The organism is Paenibacillus sp. JT31N17 (assembly GCF_056269255.1).
Genome location: NZ_JBWDNP010000012.1, coordinates 182256 through 200335, shown reverse-complemented (window position 1 = coordinate 200335; position 18080 = coordinate 182256). Strand labels below are relative to the sequence as shown.

Here is an 18080-nt window from a genome sequence, read left to right as displayed (position 1 = left end):
TAATTGACGCTGATGATGATCGTTGTTTCCCCAGGTGGACAGAGGCATAACGCCTTGCCTATAAACACTATTCATTTACAAGGAGGATTCATTATGAACGAAAATGCGCAAAAAAACGTCAACCAGGTAATCGCTCAAGAAAGGAAGCCGATCCTGATTCTTGGCGGAACAGGCAAGACAGGCAGCCGTGTGGCGATGCGGCTTACGCAGCTCGGAGTGCCGATACGGATTGGCTCCCGCTCCGGTGAGCTGCCTTTTGATTGGGAGGATCAAGCAACCTGGGCAGCAGCCCTGCAGGGCGTGTCAGCGGTGTATATCACTTATTATCCCGACCTTGCACTGCCGGGGGCAGCAGCAGCCATCGGAGCATTCGCCGAGCTTGCGGTGAGCAGGGGAGTCAGGCGGCTGGTGCTGCTGTCCGGCAGAGGCGAGGAAGAGGCTCAGCTCAGCGAGCAGGCGCTGCGGAATTCAGGCGCAGATTGGACGATTCTGCGGGCGAGCTGGTTCTGCCAAAATTTCAGCGAAAGCTTCCTGATCGGGCCGGTCATGAGCGGTACGGTAGCTCTCCCGGCAGCGGATGTGGCAGAGCCGTTCATTGATGCCGAGGACATCGCGGACGTCGCAGTCGCCGCTCTGACCGGGAACGGCCATGTGGGCCAGCTCTACGAATTGACCGGCCCGCGCGCGCTCACCTTTGCTGAAGCGACCAGGGAAATCGCCCAGGCCAGCGGACGGGAGGTCCGCTATGTGCAGGTCTCCGGGGAACAGTTCAAGTCGATGCTGGCGGAGGAGCATGTGCCTGACGAAATCGTGCTGCTGCTGACCGATCTGTTCACCAAAGTATTGGACGGCCGCAACTCCCATCTGACGGATGGCGTTAAGCGTGCTCTGGGCAGAGAGCCCCGGGATTTTGCTGAATATGCACGAAACACTGCCGCAGCCGGCGTCTGGAGGGTTTAGTATTATGGAGCGCTTGCTTGGCACATTAACCTTCGTCTCGGCACTTGGAACCGGATTGGTTGCCGGACTGTTCTTTGCCTTCTCGGCATTCGTGATGACAGCTCTCTCCCGTCTCCCGGCGGAGCAGGGCATTGCCGCTATGCAGTCAATTAACGTAACCGTCCTCAATCCATGGTTCAATACTGTGTTTTTCGGATCGGCCTTGACATCTGTTGTCCTGATCATCGTTTCATTCTTCAGATGGGGGGATGCTGGCGTGATCTATCTGCTCGCCGGCAGCCTGCTCTATCTCGTAGGCTCCTTCCTGGTGACAGCCGTGTTCAACGTGCCGTTGAACGACACGCTTGCCGCTGCGGATCCCGCAAGCACCGAAGGCGCGGAACTATGGACACGTTACATCGCCGATTGGACGGCGTGGAATACGGTACGAACCGTCGCGAGCCTTGCTGCGCTGGCGTCGTTAATCGCCGCATTCCGCATGGGGGAATGAGAGGAATCTTCTATAAGTATGGAATGGGTCAACCGGTATAGCGGTTGGCCTTTTGTTCATATCTAATCCCATGGTAGGATTAGGTTATTATGCTGTGTTGGTAAAGCGGAAAGAGCTTAAATAACCGGAGGATGGAGACTTTAATTTGAAAAGAGTCGTCACCCGTAATGGATTTGTTTGGTGGCTTCAAAGCAGCAATTAAACAATCCGGTTGGGTTTGATTATTTAAGCGAGATAAGGATGTTTGGAAATGTCGCTGCCAGCCTGCTGGGCAGCTATAAAGCCGCTCAACCCTCTTGACCTTCACGTCATGTGATGGTTTAGTATGACTTATATCAATCTAAGCGGGGAGGGCTCGTTATTCATATCAGTGAGCTGTCGGGGAGGACAGGAGTGAGTCTGCGTTCTCTGAGGTACTATGAAGAAAAGAAGTTACTGCACCCCGTTCGACTGGAGAACGGATATCGGGATTATGCGGAATCGGATGTTGAAAGGATTGCATTGATCCAGCTTTATTTTAGTCTTGGGCTCACAGCCAAGGAAATAACGGATTTCTTTGACTGTTTATTTCAAAACGGTACAAGACTGGAATGCCTGCCGAATGCCATAGAAGTGGCTGAAAGAAAGCTGGGCGACATCAAAAAACAAATCGGGATTCTTCGTAAAGCCGAGTCCCAGCTGGAAGAGCATTTGTACGAGTGGAGAAATGCGATCAATCAAACAGTGGAATTAAATGAGAATGGCGACAGGGAGGTCATGTGACAGATGGGCAGGCAATCTCCAGATCGTTTTTTGCGAGGCATTGAGCTTGAGAGGGAAGTGATCCCTTCCTTTGATCATTATCCATTTCATCTCGGCGTAATCCGGAGTCTCGGCAAGCTGGACTTTCATCCCAAAGTGAGCTACATCGTGGGTGAGAACGGGATGGGGAAATCGACGCTAATGGAATCGATTGCCGTAGCCTGGGGATTTAATCCGGAAGGCGGCACCCGGAACTTCTCATTCTCCACGCAATCCACCCATTCCGATTTGCATAAATATATACGTTTGGTGCGCGGAGCGCATAAGCCGCGGGATGGATTCTTTTTCCGGGCGGAGAGTTATTATAACCTGGCGACGAATATCGAGGAGCTGGATAGGGAAGGCTCTGCCGGCCCACGCATTATAGATTCTTACGGGGGCAAGTCGCTGCATGAGCAATCCCACGGCGAGTCGTTTTTTGCCGCTTTCCTTCACCGGTTCGGAGGGCAGGGCTTATACATCCTGGATGAGCCTGAGGCTGCCTTGTCTCCCCTCCGGCAGATGGCCATGCTTTCGCGCATTCATGAGCTGGTCCAAAAAAACTCCCAGTTCATTATCTCCACCCATTCCCCCATTCTTATGGCATATCCGGATTCGATCATTTATAATCTGACTCCTGACGGGATTGAAACCACAACATTGGAAGCAACCGATCATTATATAATCATGAAGCAGTTCCTCAATAACAAAGAAAAAATGCTTCATGAGCTTTTTGACAATTTGTAAGGAGACTATTGCACCCGCTTCACATCCTCCGTTCTTTGGAACCGAACCGTGAAAATCAATCAAATCCAATCAAATGATAGAGTTATGATTAATATGGATCACTTTTACAAATAAAATGATTGACTGGAAGCAACCATGTATCTATTCTTTAAATGAAGGCCTGGTTTCAAGCGTTTGAATATCGGAACGATAGAGAGAGAACCAGCACCGTCCGGTGCTGGGTCTGTTTGGTTATGGCAATAAATGGTTGGCATTTGATAAGTAATTGTTAAACCAGGAGCAAGCGGAATTATTCAGGAGGGTATTGGACTTTCCGTGTAGAACTAACGAAGATAGACCCTGTCGTTCAATGATGAACATGCTCTCGAGCAAATACGCGGTATAAACCTGTTTGCGAGGTGTAATGGAGATGAACACGCTTCTCATTGTAGAGGACAACGATTTTGAAAGAAATGCGCTGCAGCATTATATCGATTGGGACTTATTGGGAGTCCGTGTCGTGGATACCGCTCATAATGGCAAGGATGGGCTGGAGAAAGCCAGGCTGCATCAGCCTGATATTATTATCAGCGATGTCAAAATGGCCGTTATGGATGGAATTGAGATGGCCAAAGCCATTGCTCATTTCAACCCGAACATAAAGTTTATTTTTTCAAGCGGACATGATGACGCGGAGACATTGAAGGAAGCGCTTGAGGTCAGGGCATACAGTTATCTGATCAAGCCTGTAAGACAAGAAGAATTGATTGCGGTTCTGAGAAGGATTGCATCGGTTTCCATGGACGAGAAGCTGTCGCATCGGGCAAGCAGGAAAATCATGGAGCAATTCCATCATAATCTGCCCCATCTTCAGACCAAATTTCTGGAGGAGCTGATGAACGGCCTGCACAGTCCGGATGAAGCGAACCTGATCTACACCCGGGCTAATGATTTGAAGCTGCAAATGACGGGTTCATACAAGCTGGCCCTGATTGAATTCGATTATGCCGCCAGCACCGATATTTTCCAAAAATCCGGGTATCTGGGCAGCATTCTCACTGAGCTGCAAGCTGCGTGCGATTCCAAAGACGTATTATTCATCAAGGATGGGGACAGCAGAATCATTGCGGTTCTCCATTCCCTGAAGGAAGATTCCGACAAAGAAAAGCAGCTTCTTCAGACGGTCGGAAACAAAATTGCCGCTCTCATGGAGGTGCAGCCCTTCAGGTATGTAATCGGCGTAAGCACCGGCGCTCCTAATTTGACCGACCTTGGAATGCTGTATAGACAGTGCTGCTCCACAATTAATGGAAAAGTCGGATTCGGGTATGGCAGCGTAATCACGTTCGAACAGGTGCATGCCCGTACATCTGTGCTGTCCGACCCGGACACCGGCCTTATGAAACGGATTATCGACGAGATTGTGTCAGGGGCATGCGGGGGCAAGGACTGCGAAGAGAGCATCCAGAAGCTGATGCATCTCATGACAACGGAGTATGATATGAAGCTGGAGCGCATTCAGAGTATAATGATCAGCTTATTCAGCAGCCTTTCCAAGAGCATGGCGAATATTGGGGAAAAGATCGACATGGTCGCAAAAGACGAATCGGAGCTTTTTCACGGTGTAGTCACGGCCAAGACGCTTCCGGATATTGTGCATTACGTCCGTCAGGTTATGAATGAGGTTTCCTCGTATATGGGCCGCAAAAACCTGAATAAAGAAGATTATATGATCCAGGAAATCTTGAACATCCTGAATAAGGACTTTTGTAAATCGATCACGCTCTCTTATATTTCCGACCGGGTGTTTTTGAGTCCCAATTATTTGAGGGTCCTGTTCAAGGATAAAATGAACATCAGCATACAGGACTATTTGACCCAGCTGAGGATCAACAAGGCCAAGGAGCTGCTGAGGCAAAACCGCTACAAGGTGCATGAAATCGGTGAAATGGTGGGGTATGAGAACAGCACGTATTTTAATCTTGTGTTTAAAAACAGTGTCCACATGACGCCCAAAGAGTACCGGAACAAGTATATGACCCAGGTAAGCGGGGCCTGACCCGTGAACGATGCCGGCAGCAAAAGGAGCAGGACTTATGAATACCGCATATAAAGTGAAATTCTTCTATGTTGTATTCGCCTTTACGATTGCAATCGTGCTGGTCAGCTCTGTCACCATCAGCTTGATTATTTATTACAGATTCAATTCAGCCATCGCGAAGCAGAACGACGATTTTATTCAAAATACGAGTGCGCAGCTGAAAAGCAATGTGCTGACATTGGTCAATAATTGTGAAACCATTGCAGGCAATATCTATGCCGATACGGCTCTGCAGACTTTTCTGGAAGGCTACCATAATCAAAAAATCGATTACGATATGTTTGAGAAGTTCAATTCGATTACGGACAATCTCCAGAGCATTCTGAGCAACAATACGGAGATCAGCAGCATCAGCATTTACAAAAGGGATGCCGGGCTGGTCAGCAACGGAAAGGAAATCAGGATCTGGGGTCAATTCGGCCGAGTCGACCTGCTCCAGAAGGCACTGGATGCAGGGGGCAAGGATGTATGGGCCAGTTACCGGGATGAAGCAAGCGGCGCGTATAAAATCGTCCTGATGAAGTATTTGAATGTCTATGCGCCCGGAGGCGTGCTGGTCATCGAATTGAACGAAGAGAGCTTCTATGATCTTTACAAATCCGGAATGGCGAGCAATTATCTGTTCCTCATGGATAACCAGAATCAGGTGATCAGCTCCAACAGCAGAGGATCGATCGGGAAGGAAATCAATGCGCCCGTCAAGCGCTTTGTCAGCGAAGGTGAGGCGACAGGCAAGCTGGTTTATGACAATACCCGCTATTATCTGTTCAGCGAGCTGGTGAACGACAGCTGGTCGCTTGCCGTACTGTATGATTCCAACGAGATCGAGAAGGAAAAGAGAAACATAACCTACTATATTATTTTCTATACAGCCATTCTGATCCTTGTATCGATGCTTCTGGCCTTCCTTTTCTCGAAAAGGTTTGCCGGGCAGGTAGACAAGCTGGTCGCCAAGATCAAGGAAATCGATAGAGGCAATCTGAATATCCAGCCGACGATCAGCCAGGTGAATGAGTTTTATTTGCTGGATCAGGCGCTTTATACGATGGCCCGGAATATTAACAGCCTGAACAGCGATATATTAAACGTCCAGAAGCAGAAGGAAGAAAGCGAGATTAAATATTTGCAGATGCAGATGAACCCGCATTTTCTGTACAATCTGCTCTCTGCCATCCGCTGGATAGCGTTTAGAGAGAAGCAGCAGCAGATTATGCACATCATCGATCATTTAAGCGATTTTTATAAAATTGCCCTGAGCAAAGGAAACGAGATCATCGGCATCCAGGATGAAATCAAACTGGTCAGAAGCTATGTCGAGCTGCAGAATTTGAGCTACAGCGGCCTCATTCGCTTATCGATACGGATGGACGAGAGCCTGAACGACTTGCAGGTATGCAAAATGACTCTGCAGCCCTTTGTCGAGAACAGTATTGTGCATGGAATCGTGCGTGAGCAGCCCTTGAATCTATCGATCGAAATCATCCGTTTCGAAGGAACGGGAGTGCGGATCCGCATCATGGACGATGGGTCCGGGATTGAGGAAGACTTTGTCCGGTTGATTGAGGATATGAACGGATTGAATACGATGACAAGCAGCGCAAGCTACGGGATTACCAATACGATTGTGCGGTTGAAATATTTGTACGGGGACCAGATAAGGATTCGCGCAGCACGGAGAACCCCTGGCACATTAATAGAAATCACCATTAAAAACGCCAGCTGAGCCATGTCGGTTCAACGGCGTTTTCATTTTATGCAGAATGTATCAAAAATGCATATATCCATCACAATTTGCCCGAGCCAACTGCCATATTTACTATAAGCATTCGATGGATATTTGAATTGAAGGCACGGCCTGCCGGAACTAAAATTTAAGTAGAGAGAGAAACCAAAACATCAGGTGAAAGGAAGTTATCCATTTGACCGGGATTCAGAATCTTCTTTCGAAACTGAAGAAGCAGAAAGTGTTGATGCTCATGCTGATCCCTTTCCTGGCCCATCTGCTTTTATTCAAATATTATCCGATGTACGGCAATCTGATTGCCTTCAAGGATTATTCCTTCTCCAAAGGAATTATCGGAAGTCCCTGGGCGGGCTTCAAGTGGTTCGAGTATTTCTTCAATTCGTCGGATTTCTGGATCGTTATGAGAAATACGGTTGTCATCAGCGTGCTTTCGTTGATTTTTACAACGGCGGCTTCCATCGTGTTTGCGATATTGGTATGCGAGCTCCGGAACCTGTACATGAAGAAGTTCGTACAGACGGTTTCGTATCTGCCTCATTTTATATCGTGGGTTGTCGTTGCGGGCATGGCTTTCACACTCTTTTCTATTGACGGCGGCTCCATTAACAAGTTCCTGGTCGATATTCATATTATCGGTAAGCCTGTAAACTTCCTGGGCGACGAGCAATTGTACTGGCCTGTCATCACCTTTTTGAACGTATGGAAAAGTGCCGGATACAACTCCATTCTCTATATAGCCGCCATTACAGCGATAGACAGGCAGATGTACGAATCGGCAATTATCGACGGGGCCAATAAGTGGAAGCAAATTATCTATATTACGCTCCCTTGCATAAAACCGACCATTGTCATTCTGCTGGTACTAAGCTTGGGTTACGTGCTGAACGCGGGGCTCGATCAGCAGTTCTTCATGGGCAATCCCTTGAATATGGAGCATTCGCAGGTGCTTGATACGTATATCGTCCGATATGGGCTGCAGCAGCTCGAATATTCATACGGTACGGCGGTAGGCTTGTTCAGGAGTGTCATCAGCCTGGTGCTGGTCATCATCGCCAATATGATTTCGAGAAGGCTGTTTAAGATGGGCGTGTTTTAGTGAAAAGGTGCCCGTACGAACCGAAGGCCATTTTTGCACCATACTTTAAGATGATTTTTCGATGAGGTGGATTTGTGCTGATTTCAAGAGGCGAGAAGACGTTCCATGTACTTAATGCCATTATTCTGCTGCTTTTGTCGTTCACGGTCATATACCCCTTTATCAATATCTTCGCGATCTCGTTTAACGACGGGCAGGACGCCATGATAAAAGGCATATACCTGTGGCCGAGGAAATTCTCGGTTGAGGCCTACGAGCTCATCTTCAAGGAGCCTTTATTGGCGCACAGCGCTTATGTCAGCGTACTGAGGACGGTTCTCGGGACGATCGTCAATCTCGCAAGCACGGCGGTCATTGCCTATGTATTGTCTAACAGACAGCTGTTATTCAGAAGAACGTTCATCTTTCTGTATGTGTTCACGATGTATTTTAACGGCGGCATCATACCCGAATTTCTGCTCATCCGGAGTCTCGGTCTCTATGATAATTTCGCTGTGTATATTCTCCCCGGCCTTGTGGCTGCAATGCCGATTATGATCATGCGCCAGTTCTTCGAGGACCTGCCGCAGGCGCTGCTCGAATCGGCAAGGATTGACGGAGCCTCCGAGATACGGATCTTGATGCGGATCGTAATCCCGATGGCTGCGCCGGTTATGGCGACGGTTGCCCTGATGTATGCAGTCGGGCATTGGACCTCGTGGAATGATACGTATTTCTACACCAAGAACGATGGAAAACTGGCAACGCTGCAGGGCATCCTGGTCAAAATCCTGATGGAGTCGCAAGCCCAGAGCATGAGCTCCAACTACAGCGCGCTGATGGATTCCATGAGAGGCGAGAACAAGCCGACGTCCGAGGTGATCAAGATGGCTACCATCGTAGTAACAACCGTTCCGGTTCTGTGCGTCTATCCTTTTCTGCAAAAATATTTTGTAAGCGGGATGACCATGGGAGCGGTCAAGGAATGAGGATTTCAATGATTGCCGGGGTCAGATGACGATTTGATCTCAGGGCCGTTGCTGAAACTTTCAGATAGATAAACTATATAACGAAGGGAAATGGGAGAAATGAGACGTTGGACCAGAATGGCAAGTGTAGGACTAGTCGTATTTCTGCTTGCCGCCGTGTTTGCGGGCTGCAGCCAGCCGGAACCGGCTAACAATAACGCACCGGCAGCTGATGCGGCCGCAAATACGGGGACAGCGGATGCTGGTTCCGAAACGGACGCTGCGGCACCGGATGCGAAAGAGCCTCCGGTGGAATTGACCGTGCTGAATGCGGCTGGCGGTTCCCCGACCTTTGGCACAGGCGATCCTGTGTACGATGACAATCCGATCGCCAAGTACCTGCTCGACAATCTGAATATCAAGCTGAAATGGGAGGTCATCTCCGGCGACGGCGCCCAGGCCATGGGACTCAAGCTTGCGTCGGGCGATTATCCGGATATCATCACGAATTTGCAGCCGGAGACGTATCAGAAGATGCTGGATGACAACCGGCTGGTTGACATGGCTCCCCTTATTGAAGCCAATGGACCCAATATCCAGAAGGCTTATGGAGAAAAAACGCTTAATTTCCTTAAAACGGACGACAATCATTTGTATAGCCTGACTCAGCAATACGGCAATATCCCGGATGGCTCTACACCGGCGGGCTATGGCTTCGGCTTTCAGATCAGAAAGGATATCTATGAAGCCATCGGCTCACCCAAGATCGAGACAACCGACGACATCTATGCGGTCTTGAAAAAAATCAAGGACGATCCGAAGGTGAATAAAACCGGCAGCGGCGAAAGCGTCTGGCCGATCGGAACGTTCAAACGTTCCTGGAACAACTTCCTGCAGGGCCTTGAGGCTATGGGAGGCTCCGGAACGGCCAAGTGGACCGTCAAAGACGGGAAAGTCCAATATTGGTTCAGAGAGCCTTGGGCGGAAACGGCCATGCAATTTTACAATAAGCTTTACAGGGAAGGGCTGCTTGATCCCGATTCATTCGTCGTGGAGCCGGATGCCTGGCAGAAAGAAAAGGTCAATACGGGAAGAATCGCAACTACGATCGGAGCCTGGAATATGGTCGCCGATGCCTGGGGCGAATTCAAAGCGGCGAATGTGCCGAATGCGGAAAATATGTACTTCCTGAATTTTGCCGTCAGCATACCCGGCGGCGAAACGCCGCAGCTCGTAAACATAAGCAGTGTAGGCAATGGCTATACGGTCATAACCGACAAGACGGAGGATAAGGAAGCGGCGATCAAGCTGCTGGATTTCCTGGCATCGCCGGAAGGCAATTTCATGGCGCATAACGGGCCGGAAGGCACGCAGTGGGAAATGAAGGACGGCGTTCCTACGCTGAAGCCCGAATATCTGGAGAGATGGAAAAACGGGGAAGGCGATGACAGCTTTGCCAAAGAAACGGGGATTGGCCTCTACAGGCACTTCGTGGGTACGGACGTCCCCAAATCCCCTGCAGGCACCTATATGGTGCTGAAGGATGACCCTAAAGTGACAGGCCGGGTCGACTTTGCACAGCGGGATGAGGCGCTTGGCAAGTATTACTTCGACAGCGCGCCTTTCGTAGGTATTGAGACAGGACTGCCGCAGGATATCACGATGATGTACAGCACGATCGACAGCAAGCTCGGCGATGCCGTCTATAAGCCTGTTCTGGCCAATTCCGCAGAAGCCTCGCACGAGGAATGGCTTAAGTTCATCAAGGCAATGGATGATGCGGGAGCGGCCAAGGTCGAGGCGGCGGTTACCGAGAATTATCAGAAGAATCTTGTGAAGCTGGGATTGAAATAATCGTAATAAAGCTGCAGGTGGATAAGGCCGGATGGCCTTATCCACTTTATTGGGAAAATTCACAGGACTGAAGGTGATGCCGATTATGAAATTGACCTTAATCAGACATGGAGAAATGTGCGGGGATCCGTTCATTTGCCCGGAAAGACCGGTACAGGGCTGCCTTACCGAAGAGTCAGGCATTCCGCAAGCGGAGGCGGCGGCGCAGGCGTTGAAGGATGTGCATTTCGATCATGCTTTCTCCTCTCCGTACGGCAGGGCTCTGCAGACGGCTGAAATTATTATGGCTGGAAGAGAGACAGACATTGAAGTGCTGCATTTTCTGCATGAATGGATGCCAAGCCCAGAGCTTGCGAGCCTTCCAAGCACGGTATATGAACAAATCCAGCAGCAGGCTGAAGATGTGTATGCCGAAGAAAGCTGGAAGACGGACATGGGCGAAGGACATTTTGAAATGAGCGCCAGGATCATCCCGCCTTTTCTGAAGGAGTTGGACCGGTTGGGCATTCACAGCCGCATGGGCGGGTTTGTGCCTGAAGAGCACGCCCGGAATCTGTCCATAGCGGTATTCGCCCATGGAGGTTCTTTGGGGACGCTGCTGAATTTTCTGCTCGGGGTCAGGGCATTTCCGATAAGCGGCTTCCGCTTCGAGCTAACGGGTGTGGCGACGATTGATTTCAAGGAACGAAAAGGGATTTATTATCCCCAGCTGTGTATTCCGTCCAAATATCAGAAAGTATAAAAGTTGACCCATACTTTGCTTATATTTCACCGGAATGAAACGCGCCCCACCACTGAAGGACGGCGGCAGCCGTTTCACCTTGCTTCATGCCATTCAATAAGCTCGATGCCGGTCATGACAGCAAATCCAATCGTTTTGGAGGGACAGCATGGGAATCAGGATCAAGGTATATGATGCCAATGAACAATTAACGCCCTGCAGAATTGTGATCCGGAAATCCGGTAACGGGCCGGTTGAGGATAACGGGAATGCTGGCGAAATTATATATTGCAGCGGGGAGCATGACTTTGAAGCGGTCAACGGCGAATACATGATCGAGGTGTTCAAAGGCAAGCTGCATGCTCCAGTCCGCCAGACTGCGGCTGTGCATACCGGGAATGTCGACATCCGTGTGCAGCTCAAGCCTCTGGTGGATACAAGGAAGCTTGGCCTCTATTCATTCGATGCGCATTCCCATGTTTCCAGGAACGAGAACCTGGTGACCGGAAACCTCGGATGGGCATCTACGGTTATGATGGCGGAGGATTTCAATTTCTTCTATGCCGGCTCGCCTTATGATCACGAAACGCATATGGAGTATTTAAACAAAGAGTATAGGAGCGAAGCTCCTTATCGCGAGCAGTTCGCTTCCGATATCAGACAGATCAATCAGATCAATCAGGAAGGCTTCATCATCGATATCGGGAACGAGTTTGTCAAATGCAGGTATGGACATATATGCCTGTTCAATTTTGTGCAGAAGCCCCCCTTCAGCAAATATTACGACGAGGCGTGGGATCCCTGGAATGACAGCAACCGGCAGGGAGACGAGCCCCGCTATGAAATCTCCTATCCGTATGAAGCCGTTCTTGCGGAAAAGCAGGAGCATTCCTTCGCGTTCTCCGCTCATCCGACGAGCTGGTGGTGGGGAATGCATGATGTATTCATTACGAATATCGCATCTACGCTGGCGTTTGATCTGTTGGCGGGTGCCGTTGACGGGATGGTCATTATGGGCTATGGCAGCGACAAGAAAGCGTATCAGGACTTGTGGTTCGAGGCTTTGCGGAATGGCTGTTTTCTTCCCGGAGTGGCGGAAACGGACGTTTCCTTCGACGCAGTTCCGAAGCAGCGGTTTCTTCAATACAAGACGTATGCTTTTCTGGAAGAGTTCAGCATGCAGGCATTGGGTGCTGCTATGAAGAACGGCAGGAATATCGTCAGCTCCGGTCCCATTCTGGTTATGAGGGTAAACGGGCAGCTGCCGGGCGCCGTGTTCTCCTATGAAAGCGGGGAGGCGTTCGAAATTGTTATAGAAGCTTTCAGCTGTTTTGAGGCATCGCTTTCGACCGTACAGCTGATCGTCAACGGCGATATTGCAGCCGAGTATGCCGTGAGCGACATGCAGTATGATTGCACGCACCGGATAGAAGTGAAAGAAGACAGCTTTGTCATTGCCAAATGCTATGATTTTGCAGGAAATGTTGCGATTACCAGCCCGGTTTACATTCGGAATCAACCGTTTGTGAACAAAGGCTATCTGTCGGACGTCAATGTCCATGTGCGCAAAGCGGGGAAACCCGCAGGCGGTATGTACTGGTTGGATGATGAGCCGGCAAGAAACGCTTTCGAGGGCAAGGTGCAGATGCAGATGAATCCGGCATCCAGCCTGCATATCTCCGTAGACGGAGAAGTCCGGACGGTCAAATTGTTCGAACTGGATGAGCTGCAAGGAATATTTAAACATCTTTATCTGGGCGATTTTAACCGGGACAAGCGTTATCAGTCGGGCGAAGTGCCTGCTGACGCGTTCAAGATCGCGCGCGTGAAGGAAATACTCGACCATGTCGAGCTGAATGTGGAGTTCTAGGTTGAAGATGAGAGAAGCGTATAAGAGGTTCAAGATGAATCACCGCCCAGTCGGCCGCTAACGAGCGGGAGGCTGGGCGGTTTTTTTCTAACTAGGATATAATAGATTCAAAACAGCAAATCGTGCAGGGAGGCAAATGATGAAACCACGGATTACGGTAATCACATTGGGCGTGGATGATTTGGAAAGATCGCTGGCATTCTACCGCGAGGGACTGGGACTGCCGACGCAAGGCATCATTGGCAAAGAGTTCGAGCATGGCGCCGTTGCTTTTTTTGATCTGCAGGCAGGCTTGAAGCTTGCCATCTGGAATCGTAAGGATCTCGCCCATGAGGCGAAGGTTCATCAGACCGCATCAAGTTCTACCGAGTTTACGATTGGCCACAATGTAGGCAGCAAAGAAGAAGTGGATCAGGTCATGGAGCAGGCCCGGAACGCTGGTGCCGTTATTACGGACCCGGCGCATGATGCTTTCTGGGGCGGATACTCCGGACACTTCCAGGACCCCGACGGCCATTTGTGGGAAGTCGTCTGGAATCCGCAGTGGGAGTTCACGGGATAGCGGGAATTTATCGTCTACATGCTCCATCAAGCAGGCCGCCAACCGGTTGTTACCGATGGCGGCTGTTTTGTTGTTCGCCGGCCTTCAAGCTGCCGCAAACCATGACAAAGGACTGCCAATCCTTGTTTTTACCCCGATTTTCACAGGCAGTTCAAGATCTGTCACTTACATGCAGTCCGGGATGCCGTTAAGATAAATGTTGAAAACGTTGCCAAACGATGCGGATTCGTCCAATAATCCGGCAGCGGGTTAAAAATAATTTGGGAGGTCTATATGAACATTTTCTCTGGCAAGGCTCTAGGCTTGACCATGCTGCTGGCACTTTCCCTGGGCGTTGTCGCAGGATGCGGCGGCACCGGTCAGAATGGGAACAAGGCGGCGCAAACGGATGAGGCTGCGAAAAAACTGAGCGTTCAATTTATGGTTCCGTCATACGCCGATGTTCCGGATATGAATGATGAATACTGGACGGAATTTCAGAAGAGCAGCCAAACCGAACTGGATGTGGAATGGGTTCCCTCCGGCGACTACAACACCAAATTTGATCTGGTGCTGGCTTCCGGCAATATTCCGGAGGTGATCGTAGCCACCAGCACGACCCGCCCGACGCTGCAGAATGCCATCAGTCAGGGAGCGTTCTGGGATTTGACGCCATTCCTGGGCGATTTCAGCAAGTATCCGAATTTGAAAAACAACAGCTATGAGGAAATATGGAATTATATGAAGACAGGCAGCGGCATTTTCGGGATACCGCGAAACCGACCGCAAATCGACATCAGCATCAAAATGCGGAAGGACTGGCTGGACAAGTTTAATTTGCCGGTTCCGACCACTCTGGAAGAATACGAGACCGCTTTGAAAACGATCGTAAACGGCGATCCCGACGGCAACGGGAAGAAGGATACGGTCGGACTCATCGGGCAGGGCTTCCTGCTGGCTGATGGCGACGGGAGCTTCCTGTCCGCCTTCGGAGGACTGGACCCCGTATATGACCAGGAAGGCGGGCTGATCAATAAACTGCTGACGCCCAATTACACGGACATGGTGGGCTATTTCCGCCAACTGTATGCGGACGGCATTCTGGCCAAGGATTTCTCGGCCATCAAGCAGACGCAGGCGGAAGAAATGTACACCACCGGCCGCGCCGCATCCTATGCCCGGAATATTTGGCGGGATTATACCTTCGAGCAGGAGGTCAAGAAGGTTCAGCCGCAGGCTGAAATCATCTCTCTGCCACCGATGAAAGGACCGGGAGGTACAAGCGTGCAGCTGTCCACGCCATTCTCCGGAGCCTTCTATATTTCCAAGAAAGTGCCTGAAGAGAAAGTGAAGCAGATACTGGACTTTTTCGAGAAGACGACCACGATGGAACAAACCGATTACAATTACTACGGCATCGAGGGCGTGGATTACACAATGGTAGACGGCCAGCAGCAGCTTACCGAGCTTGGGACCAGGCAGGTAACGGCGAACGGCACAGGCGCCATCTTCCCGCTTGCGTACAACAACAAGATGAAGGTTGTGAACCCGGCGGCCCCCAAAGCGTATAACGACGCAAAGATGAAATCTGTCGAGGAGTACGCCAATGTCGGCAAAATCGATCCGTTCTCGATCATCAATTCCGATACATGGACATCCGTCTGGACGAAGTATGAGTCCGAATGGCAGTCGATGGTTATTAAAGCCATCGTCGGACAAGTGTCCATGGATGAATACAAGGCTTACGTGGACAAGCTGAACGGCAGTCCCGACTTCAAGAAGTCATACCAGGAATTCGCGGCGGAGTACAAAGAGAAGTTCGGCAAGTAAAAGCGCAAACGTAAAGCTTGTAATTTCACGCTCTGCTCCCTATGATAATGAAAATAGAAATGGATTGGGAAAATGGGAGGATTTATGGCTAACTGGAGCAAATCTCTATTGAACTATTCAGGTATCGGCCGTCTGGCGAATCCGCGAAAGTATTTATACAAGCTGATCTGGCTGGGCTGCGTTTCCGTATGCATTCCCGTTATCTTGATCAGCATCGCCTACTATCAGTTCTCGATGAACCGGATGAACAGCTATATCCAGACCGAAAGCGGTTCGTCCCTGACGATCCTGAAGGACCGCGCCGAGAGAGTCCTGCAGGAAATCGAACAGGAGTCGCTCCAGTTAGCCAAGGATCCCGTCATTCAGACCGCCTTTGCAGGCCCGTCCGATGAGAATGGACTGCTGAATATCGAAATTTTGAAGAAAATCGCTTTGGCCAAAAATTCCAACAGCTTCATTAATGAAATCTTCCTGTACGACAGTGCGGGAGAACGGATTCTTTCCAATGAATATGGTCCCATCGCCAAGTCGGAATACAAATATAAAGATAATATAGACCGGCTGCTGGAAAGCAGGCATCCTGCCCAGTGGTCGCAGTTCAGCAGCAGACAGGGCTATATTACGTTTGCCAGAATGCTCCCGCTCATTGGAAACGGAGGACCTGCGGGGGTTCTGGGCTTCGAGATCGAGACCTCTGTTCTCAGCAAGTTTCTGGAAGCGGATACGGCTATTCTTACAGACGGCCAGGAGCTGATCGTCGTGAAGCTGCACGATCCGTTTGCCATCGATGGCCAGCCGGATGCCAGCAGGCTTCGCGAGACGGCCGGTTTAAAAGGCATTGACATCATCAAGGCATCGGATAAAAACGACGGTTTTTTTACAGCGGAGGGCATTGACGGCAAATCCGCGCAGTACCGGTATGTGAAAAATGTGTTCGGCCGAACTTATGTATCGGTCATCCCGGAACAAATCATTACCGATCAATTGAACTGGATCCGCAAAATGACGGTGCTTATTCTTGTCGTATTCGTAGGGATGGGAATCCTGTTGACCTATATCACCTCCAGGAGAGCCTACACGCCGATCGAACAGCTGATCAATCACAGCCGCTCTCTCAGCGCAGGCGGTATGAAGCATAAGGAGAACGAGCTGGATATCATCCGGGAGTCGCTGGATTATTTGAGCAAAGAAACAGGAAAGCTGGAATCGTATATGGAAACGATTGAGCCGTCCTTGCGGGAGAAGTTTCTCTATCAGCTGCTGGGCGGTGATTATACGAGAAATGAGACGCTTATACAGGATTGCGGTATTTATGGCATTGAGGTTGAATTCACGAATGTCGTCCTCATTGTCGAGGCTGAAAATATATACAAGGAAAAACGGTTTCTGCCGGAGGACCGGGGAATTATCGCCTTCTCCCTGGCCAATGTGATGCAGGAGGTTCTCCGCGATCTGGGCCATCAAGGCTACGCGGTTCCTTATCAGGGAAGAGGGGCGGCGCTTCTTCAATTCAAGCCGGATATGCCGCAGGATACGATGCTGGAGAGGACCAAGGAGTATGCCGCCGCTATAACGGAGGCGTTTACGAATTTTCTGTCCTTTGAGGTCACCGTCGGGATCGGGCGGTTCTATGCGCATGTGGCGGATGTTCCGGTTTCGTGCAAGGAAGCGGAAAATGCGCTTAATTACCGGATTTTTCAGGATTCGGAATCCATTCTGTTCATCGAAGATGTGGAACATGTCAAGAAACAGACTCATCTCAGTTATCCCAGAGAGCTGGAAGCGTCCATTGTGGAATCGCTGGACCAGGAGGATATCCCGGCTTCGATCCGGCATTTTCGGGCATTCACGGAAATTATGCAGAATTCCCAGTCATACGTGTATACGTATCAGAGCTATCATGTCCTGCTTTCGTCATTGATTGTGGCCCTGGAGAATCAGGGGGCGAACGCGGTCGACATGATGGAGCATAATTTGTTCGGACAGCTCAGAAGCAAGGCAACCTCCCAGGAAATTTGCGACTGGTTCGAAGAGACGCTCTTTCCCCTTTATATATGGTTAACCCGCAACGACAGGGAAACAGCGGGAGAAACGGCCATTCAGACAGTTTGCAGCTATATCAGGGAAAATTGCGGAAGAGACCTGTCCCTGGTGCATTGCGCCGAAATCGTAGGCGTCAGCCCGTCCTATTTAAGCCGGCTGTTCAAGAAGAAAATGGGCAAAAACTTCCTGGAATATGTCGCGGAGAACAAGATCAACGAAGCCAAGCGGCTGTTAAAGGATACGGACCGGAGCATCAGCGAGGTCGCGTTGGCAGTCGGATATTCCGAACGGAATTTTATCCGCATTTTTCAGCGTTATGTCCAGCTGACACCCGGCAATTTCAGAGCGCAGCACCGGTAGCTTGCGGAGGAAGTGCG

14 protein-coding genes are annotated in these 18080 nt (G+C 50.1%); all 14 read left to right on the top strand.

The genetic code is table 11. The annotated features are described in order from the left end of the window. Positions 1–93 precede the first annotated feature (93 nt). The 14 genes from AC0YOB_RS28525 to AC0YOB_RS28460 all read left to right on the top strand — a co-directional run bounded on the left by AC0YOB_RS28525 (position 94) and on the right by AC0YOB_RS28460 (position 18063). Positions 94–960, top strand: coding sequence for an NmrA family NAD(P)-binding protein (locus tag AC0YOB_RS28525; protein ID WP_475795670.1), 867 nt, complete (start codon positions 94–96; stop codon positions 958–960). A gap of 4 nt (positions 961–964) precedes the next feature. Further along, the gene (locus tag AC0YOB_RS28520; RefSeq protein ID WP_475795669.1) at positions 965–1450 is read left to right on the top strand and encodes an anthrone oxygenase family protein; all 486 of its coding nucleotides are present in this window, start codon (positions 965–967) and stop codon (positions 1448–1450) included. 360 nt (positions 1451–1810) lie between these two features. After that, positions 1811–2212 carry a MerR family transcriptional regulator gene (locus AC0YOB_RS28515; RefSeq protein ID WP_475795700.1) on the top strand — a complete coding sequence of 134 codons (402 nt, stop codon included), beginning with the start codon at positions 1811–1813 and terminating at the stop codon, positions 2210–2212. Between the two features lie 3 nt (positions 2213–2215). Further along, complete coding sequence (locus tag AC0YOB_RS28510; RefSeq protein WP_475795668.1) at positions 2216–2977, top strand: AAA family ATPase; 762 nt, start codon at positions 2216–2218, stop codon at positions 2975–2977. A 409-nt stretch (positions 2978–3386) separates the two neighbouring features. After that, the gene (locus AC0YOB_RS28505) at positions 3387–5015 is read left to right on the top strand and encodes a response regulator (protein ID WP_475795667.1); all 1629 of its coding nucleotides are present in this window, start codon (positions 3387–3389) and stop codon (positions 5013–5015) included. Between the two features lie 37 nt (positions 5016–5052). Continuing rightward, complete coding sequence (locus AC0YOB_RS28500; RefSeq protein WP_475795666.1) at positions 5053–6780, top strand: cache domain-containing sensor histidine kinase; 1728 nt, start codon at positions 5053–5055, stop codon at positions 6778–6780. Positions 6781–6976: 196 nt separating this feature from the next. Then, positions 6977–7897: an ABC transporter permease gene (locus AC0YOB_RS28495; RefSeq protein ID WP_475795665.1), complete on the top strand. Its 921-nt coding sequence runs from the start codon at positions 6977–6979 to the stop codon at positions 7895–7897. A gap of 74 nt (positions 7898–7971) precedes the next feature. Next, positions 7972–8865, top strand: coding sequence for a carbohydrate ABC transporter permease (locus AC0YOB_RS28490; RefSeq protein ID WP_475795664.1), 894 nt, complete (start codon positions 7972–7974; stop codon positions 8863–8865). Between the two features lie 99 nt (positions 8866–8964). Further along, complete coding sequence (locus AC0YOB_RS28485; RefSeq protein WP_475795663.1) at positions 8965–10698, top strand: type 2 periplasmic-binding domain-containing protein; 1734 nt, start codon at positions 8965–8967, stop codon at positions 10696–10698. A gap of 85 nt (positions 10699–10783) precedes the next feature. Beyond that, entirely contained in the window at positions 10784–11440 is a 657-nt protein-coding gene (locus AC0YOB_RS28480) for a histidine phosphatase family protein (RefSeq protein ID WP_475795662.1), read from the top strand. A 148-nt stretch (positions 11441–11588) separates the two neighbouring features. After that, positions 11589–13289 carry a CehA/McbA family metallohydrolase gene (locus tag AC0YOB_RS28475; protein ID WP_475795661.1) on the top strand — a complete coding sequence of 567 codons (1701 nt, stop codon included), beginning with the start codon at positions 11589–11591 and terminating at the stop codon, positions 13287–13289. Between the two features lie 139 nt (positions 13290–13428). Further along, positions 13429–13851: a VOC family protein gene (locus tag AC0YOB_RS28470; protein ID WP_475795699.1), complete on the top strand. Its 423-nt coding sequence runs from the start codon at positions 13429–13431 to the stop codon at positions 13849–13851. Between the two features lie 273 nt (positions 13852–14124). Further along, positions 14125–15660 carry an extracellular solute-binding protein gene (locus AC0YOB_RS28465; protein WP_475795660.1) on the top strand — a complete coding sequence of 512 codons (1536 nt, stop codon included), beginning with the start codon at positions 14125–14127 and terminating at the stop codon, positions 15658–15660. 84 nt (positions 15661–15744) lie between these two features. Beyond that, on the top strand, positions 15745–18063 hold the full coding sequence (locus AC0YOB_RS28460) for a helix-turn-helix domain-containing protein (RefSeq protein WP_475795659.1): 2319 nt from the start codon (positions 15745–15747) through the stop codon (positions 18061–18063). Positions 18064–18080 lie beyond the last annotated feature (17 nt).